Source organism: Photobacterium chitinilyticum, assembly GCF_004104355.1.
GTDB lineage: Bacteria > Pseudomonadota > Gammaproteobacteria > Enterobacterales > Vibrionaceae > Photobacterium > Photobacterium chitinilyticum.
Genome location: NZ_RJLM01000021.1, coordinates 1 through 16207, shown reverse-complemented (window position 1 = coordinate 16207; position 16207 = coordinate 1). Strand labels below are relative to the sequence as shown.

Sequence of the window (16207 nt, the reverse complement as noted above, 5' to 3'; positions counted from 1 at the left end):
TGCATAATTTTCCTGATTACCTGCGAGGATTATGTATGGTTTATTTGTTTCTCGACAGCTCCGGCTTTGGCGGTGTTGAAAGTCATGTCCAGCAATTAGCACTGCTTCTTCAACAGCAGAATATTGCCGTTGAAGTCATATTTATCCGTCGTTACCCTGACCACCCACAATATACATTCCTAGCCAAGCATCGGATCCCTTTTCGGTTTTTATCAGAGATCTCCGGTTATAGATTCTTTCGAAAACTCAGTCGCCGTGATGTGATTCATGCCCATGGCTATAAAGCATCGCTGGTTGCCAGGGTATGCCGAGTCTTGGCTCCATATCATTTAGTGGTGAGTTTCCATGCCGGTGAAGCACTTTCCGGTCGGCTTGCTCTGTATGAAGGGCTAAATCGTATAACAAGCTTTCTCTCACGCAATATTGCAGTGAGTCGGCGGATCCAGGCAACTATTCCGTTTAACTGCGAATTGCTCCGCAATTTCATTTTCAACCTGCCGCGTATTGAGCAAAGACAGCGCCACACTCAGTTGCAGGTGGGGTTTGTCGGCCGGTTGAGTATTGAGAAAGGGATTGACCGGTTTGTCTGGCTGAGCCAATTGCATCCAGCCTGTCAGTTCCATGTCTTCGGCGATGGGGAGCTCTCTTCAACAGTCGTCGACCAGCCTTTGATCAACTGGTGCGGAGCGGTAGACTCCATGACACCGCATTGGTCCCAGCTTGATTTGCTCGTGATTACTTCCAGGGCAGAAGGCCTGCCGATGGCGGCGCTTGAAGCTATGGCTCACGGAGTGCCTGTTGTTGCCACTAAGGTAGGAGAACTCGAATCCCTGTTGCCATCAAGAAGCTTGGTCGCTGAAAATCAGTGGAAGCAGCTTTCAATATTGGTTGATGAGCTTGATCTCGCGGGTGATATCGCCTGGCAACAGTTGTCTCAGTACTCTCAGCACCGGATTGTTAGTCATTTTGCTGCGGATAGCCGATGGTCACAGCTGTCTGAGATTTATCAGCTTGGTCGTTTCGCGCCTTCATGAGGGTTATGGAGTATTGTCACTACGCTGCAATCATCTTCAGGCGTTTGTCGTGAGTGGTTCCACAGGTACTCATGGCGGAGGTTGGGTGGGAGCGATTGAATTTTGTTTAGCTGCTTCTGACTCCATTGTCCTTCGTTCAACCCGTCACTATAGCAGTGCAGACTGTCACCAGCTGATAGCTGAACTTGCCTGCCTGTTACCTCGATGGTCTTGAATAATCCCAGTAATCCCATTCCCGTATCGATTTCCAGTACGTGGTTAGCGGATAAAATAGGATTTGGCATTCCTGCGTTATAGACAGTCAGAATGTTGTTTTTTGTCAGGTGCAATACAATCAGACAAACTAGGCTTGTTGTCTTGCTGGTTTGGTAGAGGTGGCTATTGAGTAAGGTGCAGAGTTGCTGTGGTGATATATCGGTGCTGCACAATAGCCCACTAATAAAGCCAAAGCATACAGAGCCATTGATTTTAGCTGTTAACCCGTGGCCCATCTGATCGCCGAGAATGATCAGTTGCGACCCATTTTTCAGTTGCCGCTGTATTACAAAGTCACCACCGACTTGAGGCTGCTGGTTGATAATCAATTGTAGTGGAGCGGGGATGGCCTGTATACGGATGTGACTGTTATCCGGGCTGATTTGTTGCTTTAGTTTGGCTTCGAAGCAGGATGATAAATTGCTGTGTCGCTCGATAACACGGCCTAGAACGCTTAAAAGATGGGGTTTGGAGATTGGTTTTGCTAGAAAATCATCAATCCCTGATTGAGCTGCCGTAATGAGCGTGTTGTTCATCGTGTCTCCAGAGAGGAAAACAAACGGCAGCATTTGGTGATGCCCGATTGTTGCGACTTTATTGCGGAAGTCAAAACCGTTGATCTCAGGCATATGTAAATCTGTCAGCACCAAGTCGCAATGGTTGTTGGTCAGCCAAAGCAGTGCTTCGCTAGCTTGGCTGAATAGGGTTAGTTGATAGTCCTGTTCAAGGAAGCTAGCCAGTAAAGCTAGCTGGCTGCTGCTATCATCCACAATGAGGATTTGCCTGCGCTGATTCTGCTTGGGAAGCCGAAAGCGAATTTGGTTATATTCTGGATGTCTTTGGTAGTCAAATTCCGGAAATGTTGCGCGTATTAGAGCAAGTCCCATCCCGCTTTCAACTTCACAACTTGGTAGTTCAGCAGTTTGCAGTTGCTGCCTGAGCTGATCCCATGCAGAACCGTCATCTTTGATTGTAAGGTAATGATATTGCCCTGATCTTTCGTAACTGATTGTTATATTGCTTGCTATCTTAGCTTGGTGATCAAGCAAATTAGTGCAGTACTCGTTGCAAACCAATTTGATGTTTTGAGTGAGATCAGGACTGAGTTTCAGGGTACTAGCTTTGTCGGCCAACACTTTGCGGATGGACTTCAGGTTGCTATAGCTGAGCTCAAACTGGCGTTGAAATAGGAGCTGACTCATTTATTGGTATTTTCCTAGCAATACAGGGTTGTGCTGCAGATAACGGATTAAATTTCGTTTGATCTTATTGGGTATCCAGCGCGCTTTTCCATTTAGCACTCGGATGATTTCCTGTGACAGGGAAGGGTTGCTCATATCATTGATAAGTGTGCCGAGTAAGTGAATCCCCCCCTGTTCCAGCTTTGTCATACTGGTTAATAGTTCGCTTTCTGTTGTCTGTGCGCTAGCGAGGCAGAGAATGGACACATCACTTATATGGCTAATTGCAGTGATCGGTAAATTCTGCCAGTTGGCGGCGTTAATTGTGCCGATATCACAGACGATATAGTGATAGCTTTTTTTCCAGCGCTCTAGTGCTGTGGTTAGTATTTGCGGCTGGCGAAGATCAAGGATGGTACGGTGGCTGCTTGGCTGAGGCAATATATCGAGCTGATGATCGAGATGAATTAGGACTTCTTTTTCTCCTGTCCCGTCACTTTGCCACGGGCTGGCAGGATAACCTTGACCGGATCCGGAAAGATCGAGGTCGATCAATAGCACGTTATGTTGGTCTTCCGCGCAACGTCTGGCCAACCAGAGAGATTGGGTCGATGCTCCGCAACCCGGGCTGGCTCCTGCCAGGGTGATGACCCGCGCATCCAACTGGTGAATTTTGTGAAACAGTTGGTCGTATTCGGCACTTAGCCACGGTTTCATAATGCAGCTCCTAAGGCGATGAGGGTGAATAGCCCCAGTACATCTCGCAGCCCCTGGCGCCATTGTTCCCCGATTGAATCACCCTTGTTAGGGACATATACCGTATCGCCGGGGCGAAGCAGCGGTAGTGGGTAACTGGCCGGCTCGATGACATAGTCTCGTAGGTTAAAGGTTTGGGCCTGATCGCCGCAGCATGAGGTATTCACTATCATGATCCGCTCGATATAAGCTTCGTCCGACGGTCCACCGGCTTCGGCCAATAGGTCGAGAATATTCATTTGGCTATTGAAGGTATAGCGGCCAGGCTTGTTGACCGATCCCATCAATCGGACAACACGCTCGGCAGGTTTATCGAGCCAGTTCCCTTGCTCTTTGGGGACATAAATAACATCTCCGGGAACGACTACAGGTAACATACTTTCGTCACCCGTTTCGAAGTAGAGGGAAAGATTGAGCCTGGTGACTTTGGTTTGGTTTTTGTCTCGGTGGCTGATCCGGATTTGACGTAAATCCGCATCGCCGATTGGTCCGTCGGCAGCGGAAAGAATATCAAGAAAGCTCAGTTCCCGGTTGAAGGCGTACCGTCCCGGTGCACCGACTTGGCCGAAGACATAGATAGAATCATCAGCCGACTGGCGGATCCAACTCGCTTTATTGTCCGTTGGATCATGGGGAAGCTCATCGATAACGATTGTATCGCCGGCCTCAAGTCGCGGCAATTGGCTAAAGCTTCCTCCTTCGTTAATAAAATTCTCCAGATCAAAATAAATAACATTGTCAGCTGAGCCATACCGTTCTTTAAGTAGCCGGATGTTACTGATATTGGCTTGTTGTTTTGGTCCCCCCGCGTGAGCCAGAACATCGAGGAAGCTCATGCTGTCATTCCACTCGAAGCGACCTGGGTTGTTGACTGCACCAATGATTTTAATGGCGCGATCATTGGTCACCTTCAGCCATGATTTTTCATTGAAGTCGATTTTTTCGGGGATGAAGATGACATCGCCAGGTTGGATAGGAGGAAGCGGGTATTGGCCGGGATTCTGGGTGTATTCGATCAGATTGATGCTGATAGGAGCGTTCACGTTACTGAGTAGTTTTATATGGGTGGTCTCAGCAAAGCGGGTTGGCCCACCGGCATTGGCCAGTACATCGATAAAACCTGTTCCGGGGGAGCTTTCATAGGCCCCGGGTGCTTTGACCTCTCCCATGACGTAGACGGTGCGTGAAGTGGTATTGATATCTTCAACTTCTATCGGTGCAAAAATCGTGGTACCGGGCTTGATTGGTGGTAGGTCACTGGTATCACCGGTATCAAGGTAGGCCTTCAGATCGAACTGGTAAGGGATATTGTTTGTTATTACCCGTATCTTGGTGACATCGGCGTAGCGGGTGACGCCATCAGCCCGCATCAGTGCATCGACAACGGTCATATCTGGTTTGAAACTAAAGGTACCTGGATTACGCAATTCCCCAAAAATGGTGATCCCCTGTTCTTCATTGGCGTCCCCGCCTTCACGCAGAGATGCGGCATCAAAATTGACTTCTATATTGCCTAGTAGGGGAGATGCGGGGACAAAGATAGTATCTCCGCTTTTAAGAGCCGGAAGTTGGCTGGGCTCACCTGAATCGAGGTATAACTTATAGTTGAAGACTTGCGTTTTGTTATTGCGCATGAGCTTGAATTGATCGAGCTGTGCTCCCGGTCTGGCTCCGCCTGCTTCGGCGACGGCCATCTGGATATTGCTGCCCGGCTTGAGTGAGACCATTCCCGGCTTTTCGACATAGCCAAGAACCTGTATTCGGATCAGGTGCTCCATGATACTGAGTTCCAGTTCATCCAAATTTCGATAGATGGCGCTCAGTCTTTTACGGATCTTTTGTTCGGCTTCCTCGATATTTAATCCTGCAACTGTGATCAGGCCCGCTTCGGGCAGTCGGAGCTGTCCCTGATCGTCAATGGTAAAAGGGGTATCAAAAGCACTCTCACCGGGAAGCTGTAAGTAAACTCGATCGCCGGGTGTTAGGGTTGTTCCCCAGGCTGGCGTGAAGATTAATAACAGCATCACCAGTAAGACGCGATTCATAGCGACTTCCGAACTGCATGCCAATCTTGCAGCGAGTAAACCCGATGTACCGAGCGGGTGTGATGCTCTACGAGTACTTTTGCATTAACTTTTCGGTTGCTAAGTCGTTGGGTTCGAGATTGAGGATCTTCAATAGAATATTCTTCTCCTACGCTAAAGCTGGTTATCTGGTTGGCATTGACACCTTGTTCGATTAAGTATCGGCGAACTGCATCGGCTCGTTTCATACCCAGCTGTTCGTTACTCTGCTTGGTGCCGATAGTATCGGTATGACCTGTAAGCTGGAGGTGCCAGTGGTTTTGGCGTTTTAATATCGATGCGGCACGACGGAGTGCTTGCTGGTAATCGGGCAATAGCTTGGATCGATTGAAGGCAAACTGGTTGTCGATGCGCATGAGTAAGAGGAACTTATCCCTGAGCTCTACCTCAGAATAACGGGAATCAAGACAGAGTGTATGATATTCCAGCCAATCCATCTGGCGCTGGATTTTGCCAAACTGGGTTTGGTATTCCAATAGGGTGATATCGGCATCATCGCTAAACCCGGCTTTTGCCTCCTGACGAGCTTTGCTGTACAAGTTTTCTAACTGCTGGTATTGACCAGGGAGACAGAGTTTTGCTCCCCGGGTTGCCAGAAGTTGGAGCTCGAAGTCATGGTGTGCAAGCTCCAGCCATTGATCCGAATCCGGAGGCGAATAGGGATTCTCACCGGATGTGGGCCAGGTTGTACAGCCACTGATCATTATGATCAGAAGCAGGATCGGCAATTTTTCCATATCATAACAACTCCGCTGAAGTGATCATCGGGATCACCTTGTCTATCCGTAGCATTTGCATCAGCTGGCGTGGTTGACCATTGACATTAAGCAGGCGCAATTTCTTGCCTCTGCTTTTCAATCGTTTGTATAAGAAAACAATGGCACCTATTCCGCAGGAGTCAATAAATTGGACCTGGGTCAGGTCGAGTATCAGCTCACTTTTTTCTGTTTGGCTTAGAGATTCGAACTCAGGCTCCATTTGTCGGGCAACATGGGCATCAAATTCATCGTGAATCGGCAGTGTGATTACGGTTCCTGTTAAAGCTTGCATACTAACCTCTGGTCTGGAGTTGACTTTAACTGTTAGTAAGCGATACAAGTGATATGCCAACTATTGTCCACGTTTTGATACCATGATGTGGACAGTTTTAAAAATGATGTAGGCATCCATTCTAAGCCATTGAAGTGGAGAGCCTAGTGCTACGGCATACGCATGATCCCAGGCTATTTTATTTTTCACATCATCAAGGCAGCTGTCATAGCCCTGGTTAACCTGTGCCAGGCCGGTAATACCTGGACGTAGTCCAGCTGTCCGTTCAAGGTAAAAGGGCAATGCATTTTGCAAATCGCCACACATTTCAGGGCGTTCTGGCCGGGGACCTATTAAGGACATGTCACCTCTTAACACATTGATAAACTGGGGAAGCTCGTCAAGTCGCGTGGCACGAAGGAAACGGCCAATAGGTGTGATCCGGGGATCGTTCTGCGTTGCCCAAACTGCTCCTGATTGGTTTTCTGCGTTATGGGTCATAGTGCGAAACTTAATAACGTTAAAAAGCTCTGCTTTGTCTTCGGTGATTCGGCCGACCCTGAGTTGGTGGTAGAAGACTGGTCCAGGTGAATCGATCTTGATCAGGCTAGCGAGTATCGGCCAAAGTGGCAGAGTCAAAATAAAACCGATTAGGCTGAGAATGATATCACTGCTCCGTTTCAGGGCCTGGGTGGATTGTGTCTGGTAATTGGATAAAGGGGGAAGATGCCGCCACCCTTGACGAAACTGACCGCCTAGATAGCGAAGCATACCGAGTAGGGAAGAGAAGTATCCACCAACAAAGTAGTGTAGTTTATCCGTTGGGCGACTATGGATGCCAGTGAGAGGAAGTAGAGCCAGTAGGTAGACAGAACTTTGTAGGGCCAATAATCCCTTGGCAATTTCCACGCCTTGCCAGGCCATGAATGAGCTAATGGCAAAATAGGACACTAGAATAAAGGGCATCACCGTCCGTAACCCTTTCCCCGAGGTAAACAGCCAACTGGTCTTGTACTGACGAAATTTGAAAAGAAATCGGCAACGAATAAGCTGCTGCAGGTTGCCTGCGCCAATACGCTGGCGGCGTTGATGATTATTCTTGGTGTCGGTAGGCGTGAGCTCGATACTGTTAATACTTTGATTGAAAATAACATTATAGCCTTGTTTAATCACCATCATCGGTAACATAAAATCATCGTTGATGGTGTCTTCAGGCAGAGGGGCAAACAGTTTTGATCGCATAATATAAAAAGCGCCATTGCCTCCCATCACGTTGCCAATACGGGACTCGGCATAGCGGATGTTGTTCTGCCATTGCCAGTATTGATCTTCACCCGGTGTGGCTTCTGCCAATAGGTAGCAACAGGTGATCGCCCCTGTTTTCGGATTATGAAAGTTTGCGGCGGCTTGTTTTAAAGCATCTATTGAAATCAGAGCAGAAACATCGCTGAGGGCAATGAGTTCGGACGTCTGTTTAGCCTGTGTCATTAGCTGATTTATCCGGGCAAGTTTGCCGTGGTTTGTTGTTTCCTCTATGACACGAAGTGCGATTCCTGCTGCGTTAAATTTATCCTGCCAGTTCTCGATGATTCTTGCTGTCTGATCGGTGCAGCCATCACAGCATACCCAGATGGAAAGCTGCTCTGCTGGGTAATCGAGCATCAATAGGTTAGCCAATTTTGCCTCTATGCATAACTCTTCGTTATGAGCCGGCATTACGAGGGCGATTGACGGAAAGTGCCTGTTCCTTTCACACTCTGACGTATCGGCACTGCGGTGCCGACCAAGCCAGATCATAATGCTGGTGTAGATTACATGATGATAGATAATAATAAGGGTAAGAAAGGCTAATAAGATCCATTCGAATGTCATTGTCATTTCTCTCGTCCTAGTGTGTTAATGATTCGTAAGTTGCTGTCATCGTTCGGACATCAGCCAAGCAGCGAATGTACTGTGCATTGTTCTCGCTATGGGTTTTAGCCTCGGCTAGACCTTTTTCTAATGCCCGAGCCAGAGGTTCCGGTTGATCGGGCTCTAGCAGCTGGCCACTCTGTGGGCAAAGTAGATCCGGAATGCCACCGACAGCTGTTGCAACGACGGTTTTGCCGCAGGCCTGAGCTTCTAGAAGCGCGAGGGGGAGCCCCTCTTGACGGGAGGGAAGACAGAAAATATCTATGGCCCGGTAAAAATTACGCATGTTGGCACAGTGCCCGAGCCAGTGAACACGATGGGAAATACCGAGTTTTTTGGCTGTCTCAAATAATAACGCTTGTTCCGGACCGTTACCGGCAACGGCTAGCTGGTGGTTGGCCGGAAGATGGACTAGTGCCTTGAACATGGTATCTATTCCTTTTTCCGGTACTAACCGACCTGCGCAACCAATGATGACTTTATCGTTTGGAAGTTGTAAAAGCTGCTTGGCAAGTAATTGGTTACCAGGGGTAAAATGCTGAGTATCTATACCATTGATGATGATATGGCTGACTTTGATTCCGTGGCGTTTTAGTTGTTCGGCTACTCGGGGGGCATCGGCGATTAATTGAATATTGGTGCCTTTTAATAACCAGCGCGTGATTAGGCGTTGCTTGGTATCTTGTAAATGCCAGCTGTCATGTTCGGTCTGGAGATGGGTAAGGGGGATCCCGATGGTGGCTAGGCGGCAATATAGTAACGGACCTAGGTGATGGGTATGAACCGTCGAGGGCTGGAGGTGTTTGATAAGCTGCCGTAATTTGAAAACTGTATTGAGATCTCTACCTTTTGGTTTGTTGAGGAAAAACAGACGCGAGGCAAAGGGTTGTAACTCTGGCCAAGCGGCAATGGCTGTTTTTTTTGCACCTTCCAGGGCTACCACATAGACATCATGGTTCGGGGAGGAAAAGCGCAGTAAATTGAGTACTAGCCTTTCGATCCCTCCCGGACGTAAGTGTTGGACAATTTGTAGAGTGATATGCTTCATGATGAACTCCCTGGGAAGTTGGGGATCCGGGCAAGTACCGGGACTCGTGTTAGCCGGTTGATTTGTGTGGTTTGGTAAAGTCGGGTATCTAATAATTGCACGGCGCAGGCAAGAGACAGCCCCAGCCCCAGCCCCGCCGCGATACCAAGCAGAAAATTAAGCCACCATGGCCAGTTAAGAGGGCGATGAGGTTTGACTGGATGATCGATAATTTGAAGTTTGTCTGGCTCTTCGAAACGCCCGAGGTGGCCTGTGACTTTTGCCATCTCATAGCGTTCAAGCAGCTGATTGTAGATCCTGGATTTGACATCATAGTTACGCTGCAGGATTTTGAGCTGTTTTTCTAACGAGGCGAACTCGGCCCTTTTATTTTGTAACAGGGATGCCTGTGTTTGCAGTAGCTTTAGCTCTTCATCCAGCGTCTGGATTTGACTCTCAGCTTGTTGAAGTTTCTCAAACTGACTGAGCAGTATAGGTTGATTGTTGTTGTCACGGCTTTGGGTGTTGTTTGCCACTCGCTGCCATAGTTGACTCACTTCCTGGGCGCTGAGAGATTGTTGCTCATCAACAAGTCGGGACCGTTCTTGTTTGAGGCGGCCTAGTTTGCGTAACAAGGCTTTGACAGCAGAGTGTCGGTCGGTATAGCTTGCCCGCAGCATTGCCAGTTCTGCTTCGGCTTTGATGATTTCTTCTTCTAGCATGCCAACGACCGGATTGGTGCTTGCCAGACGTTGGAAGAAGTTATCTCGTTGATTTTTTGCATGTAGTAACGCTAATTCTTTTTCCTGAATAAGTGAATTCAGCCGAGCATTATTTTGGACTTTCATTCCCTGAAGTTGGGGAAGGTTATCGGCATGCTCTGCTTTGAATAATGCGAGCTCGCTTTCGGCCCGTTCGAGATCGCCCTGGGTCGATTCAAGTTGCTTTTGGAGAAAGACTTCAGAGCCGTCTACCGATGCCCGGCCTGGAGCGCGGAGCTTATCGAGGAAAATTTCGGATACTTTGTTCAAGATTGTCGGCATTTCGTCCGGTGTAGGCCAGTTCAGCCCAAGTTGAACCAGATCATTGCCGACTAAGGTTACAGTGAGGCTCTGGTTTAGGTAGTCAATTACGGTTTCTTTCTGAGCTAGGTTCGTGATGGGGGCCAGTTCAAGTTCGGTTGCAACCCTGTTCAGTACTGAGTGGCTGTGAAGCAATACCCGTAATGCTTTTATGCGCTGTTTTAGATTCATTGAGATGGAGAGATCTTCGAGAAACGGATTGAGCATTGCTGCCTCCTGAACCAGGATTGTGGTTTGGGCATAGTATTGCTTGGCTTTGAGGAAACTGCCTGCTGTCATCAATATCGGCATGATAAGTACCGGAAGCAGGATCAGATATCTGTGAGCCCACATGGCATGGAGTAGCGGATAGAGCTTGGCAAACAACTTGTGCCGCATGGCTATTGTCTCTTCAGGATCAGCGTATCAGCTGTTTGTTTGGGGGTATATTTGAGTAGCAGCGGAATTTCTCTGTCATTGGAAATTTGGTTGACAGCCTGAATTCGCTTTTGTCCCTGAACAAGTGCCTTGAAAGGATCGTCTAGAGCTGCTGGTGCAACCGAAGCGGTTAGCTGGTGGTATGGGTTATTATTGAGAAAGGTTGCAATTTTTCTGTTCTGTTCAGCCGTCAGCGAAACTTGCTCTGGGCTAAAAAAGAGTGTGAGCTCTTGTGGTGCATTACCAGCACTGGCGCATCCCCATAGGAATAGGCAGCTACATAGACAAATAATCCTTTTCATCTGGTTACCTTCTCTGTTGATTGGTATATAGAAGTAGTAGCAAAAAAGGTGCCCAGAGTTAGAAAAATTATGATGAGCAGTATGAGTTTTCGGACATAAGCCTCTCCTTAATCAGTGCCAGTACGGTATTGGCGCGGTTATTCCAGCTTTCGTTGGCTACGCATAAACTGGTTTGGTGGGCATAAGCCAGCCGCTCATTTTGACTGAGTTGACAGCGGCTATCGATCGCCAGTAGCCATTCTTGTAGGTTGGTGGCTGTCGAGATTAATGATTTATAGGGGTGAACAGCCGGAAAATTCGAACTGATTATCGGGCAGCCAGCCGCTAGATATTCTCTTAGCTTTAACGGATTGCAGGCACGTATTTGGTCATTGTCTATGAAAGGTAAAATAGCCATCGTCCAATGCTGCAGGTAACCCGCCAGCTGGTGGTGAGGCTTGGCAGGCAGAATATGAATATTCTGACTGTGGCTAAGCGGGGATATGTCGGTATTGACTGGTCCCATTAGATAGAAATTGATGCCAGGTCGGGCGTTGGCCAGCTGGACTAACAGTTTTTGGTCGAGCCAGTTATTTAGGCTGCCATAGAAGCCAACACTCGGGCGCGAGGTGTCGATCTCAGTAGGGCAGGGCGCAGGTTTTGCAAATTGCGATAAGGCAACCCCGTGCGGGAGCAGCCAAGTTTTACTGGTGGGAAATTTTTGTTGTAAGGCTGGGCTACAGGCCAGAATGATGTCAGCTCTTTTGGTGATTTTTTTTTCTGCCTGTGTGACATAACAGTGGTCGACACCAGCAAGTGAGGAAAAATCATCACCACAGTAATAGATAACGAGATCGCTATCGCAGATATCCAAGTAGTCCACGGCAGTGGGCAGCGCAGCCCAGATTATTCGTCGGTTCTGTTTACGACACAGCTGTAGACTGAGAAGCATGCTATTTATCTTTTTAGTGATAGGGCGCTGAGCTACAGGCCATACCAAAGGTCTGATGATTGCAGCAGGTGTTCGGGAGTGAGTGGTTTTCTTGGTGATATCTGGATCTGCCATTGAGCGATGGCATAAGCTCGACAGCAGTTTCTCTCCAATCCTGTTGATATCACGCCAGTTCAGCTTTGGCTGACGTAACCCAATTGAATTAATCCACATCACATTATAACGATCCATTAAGGCTGTTAAGATATGTTGGCTGCTTGAAGGGTGCCGCCCCCAATCCTCTCCGAATACAAGAAATTCCATATTAGTACTCCAAGTTTTTGATCACCCGTGCCGGATTACCGCCAGCAAGAACGCCTGGTGGTATGTCTTTTGTGATAACGCTACCGGCAGCCACGACGCTGCCGGCACCAATAGTGACTCCTGCCATAACCATTACTCCGGTTCCCAGCCAGACATCACGACATAGGTGAATGTCTCCGACTTGCTGTTGGGTGTCTGGCTTGCCGCAGGCGCGGGCATGGGGTTCCATTGGGTGCCCGGGAAAACCGGCTAGAAAAACTTTTCCTGCAAGGCGAACATTGTCATCGAGTTGAATTCTTGTTCCGACAGCCAAGGTATTCTGCCAGCCGATATCAACGTTATTTCCGACTATCAATTCAGGAATGTGCTCCCCCCATACCCTTCCACATAGTGTCGATACACCCGAGAGGCGGCATTGTTCTCCTAAGCTAATTGTTAGCGGACCTAATATTTGTGGCATGCCACAATCAAGTTGAAGGCTTTGGGGGCGCTGAGATAGTCGAGAAATGAACATCGGAGTGAAATAGCATTTTTGCAAAATGCAATGAATGGTACTTTTGATTGCAAGGTGCAGGTGGTAAAGCAGTGAATGTAGTACCGGGATTCTGGGGAGGTAACATCCTCTCACTTTTTGTAATAATTGTTGGAGAAAAATGAGGTGGGTTGGGCTTAAGTGTCGCTTAATTATGGCGCGCATGTTTATTCTCCAGAGAGAGCGTTAATCGATCTAATGCCAGAACGAGACCGATAAGAATATAGAGTGGCCAGGTTGTCCCTTGGGTTAAAAATGTACCGCTAACGCAAAATGACAACAAACCAAGCCAAAGCCCCTCGGCGAGAGGTTTCATTTCATGGTTGTTTAGCCGCTTCAATAGCTGGTAGCTCACTTTAAGGGCACCTATTAGCATAAGCAGAAACAGTACCAATCCGGCAAACCCTGTTTCTGCAATGATTTGCATCCAAGTACTGTGAACAGCATGATTTTTTCCGTCCCAGTGTGGTGAGTAGAAATAGTAGTTATAGAAAAAATTATCGAGTCCTACACCGGTAAACGGGTTTGCTATTGCCATATTAATAGCTGCCTGCCAGGCGTATATACGACCCATGGCGGATTCATCGACTCCCTCTTCAGCGGCCCCGCCAGATGAACGATCACTGATCCCTGCTAATACGATTAAAGCGAGCAGGCCGATACTGCTAAAAACCATGGGAATGATGACTGAGCGACTTTTCAATAATGTCAGCGCAAAGATCCCACATGAAATCCCCAATAGGCCACCACGGCTTTGCGTCGCCAATATACTAATGATTAGAACGAGCAAGATGATGGCTGTAAGTCCGCGCTGCATTTTATTGCCATGAAAGCTGTAGGAGAGGGCAAAAGAAACTGGGAAAAGAAGCACAAGCGCTAAGTCATTTGGGTCTCCCAGAACGGAGCCAATGTCGCGCCCTATGGTAACCCGGGTTCCTTCAACCAATCCAATACCGTTAGCCTTGTTATAGAGTGCCAACCCCCCGATGCAAAGGCCACTCAGTAGTAGCAGTGCCGGTATCATTTTCAGCTGTGAGAGTTTGCTTGGTAGCCAGCTAATAGCAAAAACCATGATGAAAATTTTGATGAAGTTTCCGTTAAAGTTTGCAAAAGCCTCACCACGATTAGTGGCCATGAGACAGGATATGAGTACCCAGATAGTGAATATCACTATTTGGGTGTGTAGGGTTTGCCATGTGATCGTTTCTCGTTTTAGCCATAATTGCCAACCAAGGCCAGCAAGACTGGCAAGTGCAAGTAACTGTGGGATATGCAGGGGAATCAAGATGGGAAAGGCTTCGTGGATCCGAAAGTAGGAAAAGATGATGAAGCCTACGCAGATGATAAATGCTTGGCTGATAACAACAGGGAGCGCAAATAAGACGCCTATAAGCAATACCAAATTACCTTGTTGAAACCAGACAAGGTAGATAACTAGAGTGCTGCTTAAAGCAAGAAGTAATTGCTTACGTCGGCTCATGGGAGTTTGCTCTCCAATAATTCAGGGGGCTTTATTCAGCCTTAGCCATTTCATAGCGCCTCGATCTTCTTGGATAACAGGTCGGCTTGGCGTGATGCTGTGAATAAAGTCATGACCCGGTTGAAGGCATAAGCTCGCTGTAAGTTCAGATCAGCAAAGCTACTAGAAAGGTGGGATTGCATGGCGTGAGCAAGAGCATAAGGTTCATCCATCGAAACTTGATGCCCACTTTCGTCGTCGAGGATTTCACGGTAATCAAGTAAATCACTGGTGATCACGGGAAGCCCTAGAGCCATAGCTTCTGTGATAATCAAGGGGCTCGTATCTTTACCCTGATTTGTCGCCGTAAATGGCACAACAAGTGCCTTATACTGACAGGCAAAACGGCGGTACCAACTTGGTTGTTTGCTCTTGAAGAATGTTATTTGATGACATAGCCCTAGTTTATTGATTTGTTGTTTTAGGGGGGATAGATGAGGACCATCTCCTACGATATCCAAGGTAGTCGTAGGTTGTAGTTGTTGGAGGGCAATTAATAGAGTGCTTAACCCTTTTTTATCGAGTAACTGACCGAACAGTAGGAAATCCTTATGAGGCCGCCAAGGTTGAGTTAGAGAACTGTAGTCGGCTTCATTGACACCAAAAGGAATATGGTGAACCGGTTGTTGTGTTGCAAGTCGCAGTTCGTTCTGCATCTTTTTAGTGGCGGAACAGATGAAGTCTGCAGCCTGTAGCCCGTGTGATAGATCTTGTGGGATAGTGTTTAGATTTGCATTATGGATTGCAAAAGAAACGGGAATGTTCAGTATTTTTGCTGCAACGATCACTATCGCAGCACTATGCCACCCCAAATGTACATGAAAGTGTTCGCAGCCATCTTTTTCTGCCAAATATGCCAGTTGTAGTCCCTGGTGCAGTAATGAGATATAGCCAACTTCTTGTTGTTTGATAATAAATGAATGACAGCGATAGGCCTTCCATATATTAAGATATGGGAACTTGGGAGCTGTTGAGAGGTAAGTACAGCGGTGCTTTAAGTAAGCATCTGCTGGCTGGAATTGCTCGTTGGTATCGAAGGCATAGGGTTTTATTTGGTGGCCAAGTGCCATCATCGCTCGCATTTCGACGCTAACAAACGTTTCTGACAGTGTCGAAAGATTAGGAATAATATAGCCAATTTTCTTCATCCTGACTCCTTCCTTCTGTAGTTAGTACCACTGCTGCTTTATCGTTTTTCTTCCAATTTTAATGCCAACGTTGAGATTAATACGGCTTGGTTTCGGAGGGGCTCAAACTTTGTGGGGGCTTCAGGTTAAGGGGCAGGGCTTCAGGGCATAGTGGCTGGTGGAAATAGATTGAGGATGTTTGTCGCCAAATTAGGCAAAAAAGGCATTGATTGCTGGTCAATTGTTCGGGTGTTTGTTTTTTTGATATTTTCACTTGCCAATTAAATACAACACTCTATAATGCCGCCTCACCGAAACGGAGAGCTGCTTCTAGTAAGGAGTAAGCATCGAATCGGAAGGATGGAAAATCTAATAAAGAAGTTGAAAAAAGTGTTTGACACTACAACTTGATTCGTTAGAATGAGCGTCCTCTTCAATAAGAGAGCGAAACATTGCGAAATGATTGCTTGTTTTATTGAAGTTTGTTCTTTAACAATTTGACCATGCAATCTGTGTGGGCACTCGTGAAAGAGTTAAGTCGAAAGATTTATCAATGAACTGAGTGACCGATACAAAATAGCGCAAGTTATTTTGGCACAGTCAATTCATTATCGTTCTCTTCTCATTATGAAAAGAACAACGATAATAGCTTTAAAATTACTTCTTGCTTCGGCAAGAGCAGTTTTGAAGTCAGTATTCATTGAGCCGTTCCTTATG

The 16207-nt window shown here is 47.3% G+C and carries 14 protein-coding genes; 1 reads left to right on the top strand and 13 read right to left on the bottom strand.

All coding sequences use genetic code 11. The annotated features are described in order from the left end of the window. The first annotated feature begins 35 nt into the window (after window positions 1-35). Complete coding sequence (locus EDI28_RS24150; RefSeq protein ID WP_128786439.1) at window positions 36-1034, top strand: glycosyltransferase family 4 protein; 999 nt, start codon at window positions 36-38, stop codon at window positions 1032-1034. Here the strand turns inward: EDI28_RS24150 and EDI28_RS24145 are convergent. From EDI28_RS24145 to EDI28_RS24085, 13 genes are all read right to left on the bottom strand, one after another. After that, window positions 1007-2491 (bottom strand): response regulator, encoded by a 1485-nt coding sequence (locus EDI28_RS24145; RefSeq protein WP_128786438.1) that lies wholly within the window; start codon window positions 2489-2491, stop codon window positions 1007-1009. The genes EDI28_RS24150 and EDI28_RS24145 overlap by 28 nt on opposite strands. Beyond that, complete coding sequence (locus tag EDI28_RS24140; RefSeq protein WP_128786437.1) at window positions 2492-3187, bottom strand: P-loop NTPase family protein; 696 nt, start codon at window positions 3185-3187, stop codon at window positions 2492-2494. Continuing rightward, complete coding sequence (locus tag EDI28_RS24135; protein ID WP_128786436.1) at window positions 3184-5271, bottom strand: SLBB domain-containing protein; 2088 nt, start codon at window positions 5269-5271, stop codon at window positions 3184-3186. The genes EDI28_RS24140 and EDI28_RS24135 overlap by 4 nt, the downstream gene beginning before the upstream one ends. Beyond that, complete coding sequence (locus EDI28_RS24130) at window positions 5268-6047, bottom strand: OmpA family protein (protein ID WP_128786435.1); 780 nt, start codon at window positions 6045-6047, stop codon at window positions 5268-5270. The genes EDI28_RS24135 and EDI28_RS24130 overlap by 4 nt, the downstream gene beginning before the upstream one ends. A gap of 1 nt (window position 6048) precedes the next feature. Further along, a complete protein-coding gene (locus EDI28_RS24125) occupies window positions 6049-6360 on the bottom strand; it encodes an STAS domain-containing protein (RefSeq protein ID WP_128786434.1) in 312 nt (103 codons plus the stop codon). 60 nt (window positions 6361-6420) lie between these two features. Continuing rightward, complete coding sequence (locus EDI28_RS24120; protein WP_233353501.1) at window positions 6421-8217, bottom strand: sugar transferase; 1797 nt, start codon at window positions 8215-8217, stop codon at window positions 6421-6423. A 10-nt stretch (window positions 8218-8227) separates the two neighbouring features. Further along, window positions 8228-9298: a glycosyltransferase gene (locus EDI28_RS24115; protein ID WP_128786433.1), complete on the bottom strand. Its 1071-nt coding sequence runs from the start codon at window positions 9296-9298 to the stop codon at window positions 8228-8230. Continuing rightward, window positions 9295-10737, bottom strand: a complete 1443-nt coding sequence (locus tag EDI28_RS24110; RefSeq protein ID WP_128786432.1) for a GumC family protein — start codon at window positions 10735-10737, stop codon at window positions 9295-9297. Before EDI28_RS24110 ends, EDI28_RS24115 begins: the two co-directional genes overlap by 4 nt. A gap of 2 nt (window positions 10738-10739) precedes the next feature. After that, window positions 10740-11078 (bottom strand): hypothetical protein, encoded by a 339-nt coding sequence (locus EDI28_RS24105; RefSeq protein WP_128786431.1) that lies wholly within the window; start codon window positions 11076-11078, stop codon window positions 10740-10742. 67 nt (window positions 11079-11145) lie between these two features. Next, complete coding sequence (locus EDI28_RS24100; RefSeq protein ID WP_128786430.1) at window positions 11146-12312, bottom strand: glycosyltransferase family protein; 1167 nt, start codon at window positions 12310-12312, stop codon at window positions 11146-11148. 1 nt (window position 12313) lies between these two features. Further along, window positions 12314-12772, bottom strand: coding sequence for an acyltransferase (locus tag EDI28_RS24095; RefSeq protein ID WP_233353500.1), 459 nt, complete (start codon window positions 12770-12772; stop codon window positions 12314-12316). Between the two features lie 220 nt (window positions 12773-12992). Beyond that, window positions 12993-14324, bottom strand: coding sequence for an O-antigen ligase family protein (locus EDI28_RS24090; protein ID WP_128786428.1), 1332 nt, complete (start codon window positions 14322-14324; stop codon window positions 12993-12995). Between the two features lie 50 nt (window positions 14325-14374). Next, on the bottom strand, window positions 14375-15511 hold the full coding sequence (locus tag EDI28_RS24085) for a glycosyltransferase (RefSeq protein WP_128786427.1): 1137 nt from the start codon (window positions 15509-15511) through the stop codon (window positions 14375-14377). Window positions 15512-16207 lie beyond the last annotated feature (696 nt).

Excerpts from the sequence above, each read along its gene's own strand:
- EDI28_RS24095 (WP_233353500.1), bottom strand. The coding sequence starts at position 12,772 with ATGCCACAAATATTAGGTCCGCTAACAATTAGCTTAGGAGAACAATGC.
- EDI28_RS24105 (WP_128786431.1), bottom strand. The coding sequence starts at position 11,078 with ATGAAAAGGATTATTTGTCTATGTAGCTGCCTATTCCTATGGGGATGC.
- EDI28_RS24090 (WP_128786428.1), bottom strand. The coding sequence starts at position 14,324 with ATGAGCCGACGTAAGCAATTACTTCTTGCTTTAAGCAGCACTCTAGTT.
- EDI28_RS24140 (WP_128786437.1), bottom strand. The coding sequence starts at position 3,187 with ATGAAACCGTGGCTAAGTGCCGAATACGACCAACTGTTTCACAAAATT.
- EDI28_RS24085 (WP_128786427.1), bottom strand. The coding sequence starts at position 15,511 with ATGAAGAAAATTGGCTATATTATTCCTAATCTTTCGACACTGTCAGAA.
- EDI28_RS24125 (WP_128786434.1), bottom strand. The coding sequence starts at position 6,360 with ATGCAAGCTTTAACAGGAACCGTAATCACACTGCCGATTCACGATGAA.
- EDI28_RS24145 (WP_128786438.1), bottom strand. The coding sequence starts at position 2,491 with ATGAGTCAGCTCCTATTTCAACGCCAGTTTGAGCTCAGCTATAGCAAC.
- EDI28_RS24150 (WP_128786439.1), top strand. The coding sequence starts at position 36 with ATGGTTTATTTGTTTCTCGACAGCTCCGGCTTTGGCGGTGTTGAAAGT.
- EDI28_RS24135 (WP_128786436.1), bottom strand. The coding sequence starts at position 5,271 with ATGAATCGCGTCTTACTGGTGATGCTGTTATTAATCTTCACGCCAGCC.
- EDI28_RS24115 (WP_128786433.1), bottom strand. The coding sequence starts at position 9,298 with ATGAAGCATATCACTCTACAAATTGTCCAACACTTACGTCCGGGAGGG.
- EDI28_RS24100 (WP_128786430.1), bottom strand. The coding sequence starts at position 12,312 with ATGGAATTTCTTGTATTCGGAGAGGATTGGGGGCGGCACCCTTCAAGC.
- EDI28_RS24130 (WP_128786435.1), bottom strand. The coding sequence starts at position 6,047 with ATGGAAAAATTGCCGATCCTGCTTCTGATCATAATGATCAGTGGCTGT.
- EDI28_RS24120 (WP_233353501.1), bottom strand. The coding sequence starts at position 8,217 with ATGACAATGACATTCGAATGGATCTTATTAGCCTTTCTTACCCTTATT.
- EDI28_RS24110 (WP_128786432.1), bottom strand. The coding sequence starts at position 10,737 with ATGCGGCACAAGTTGTTTGCCAAGCTCTATCCGCTACTCCATGCCATG.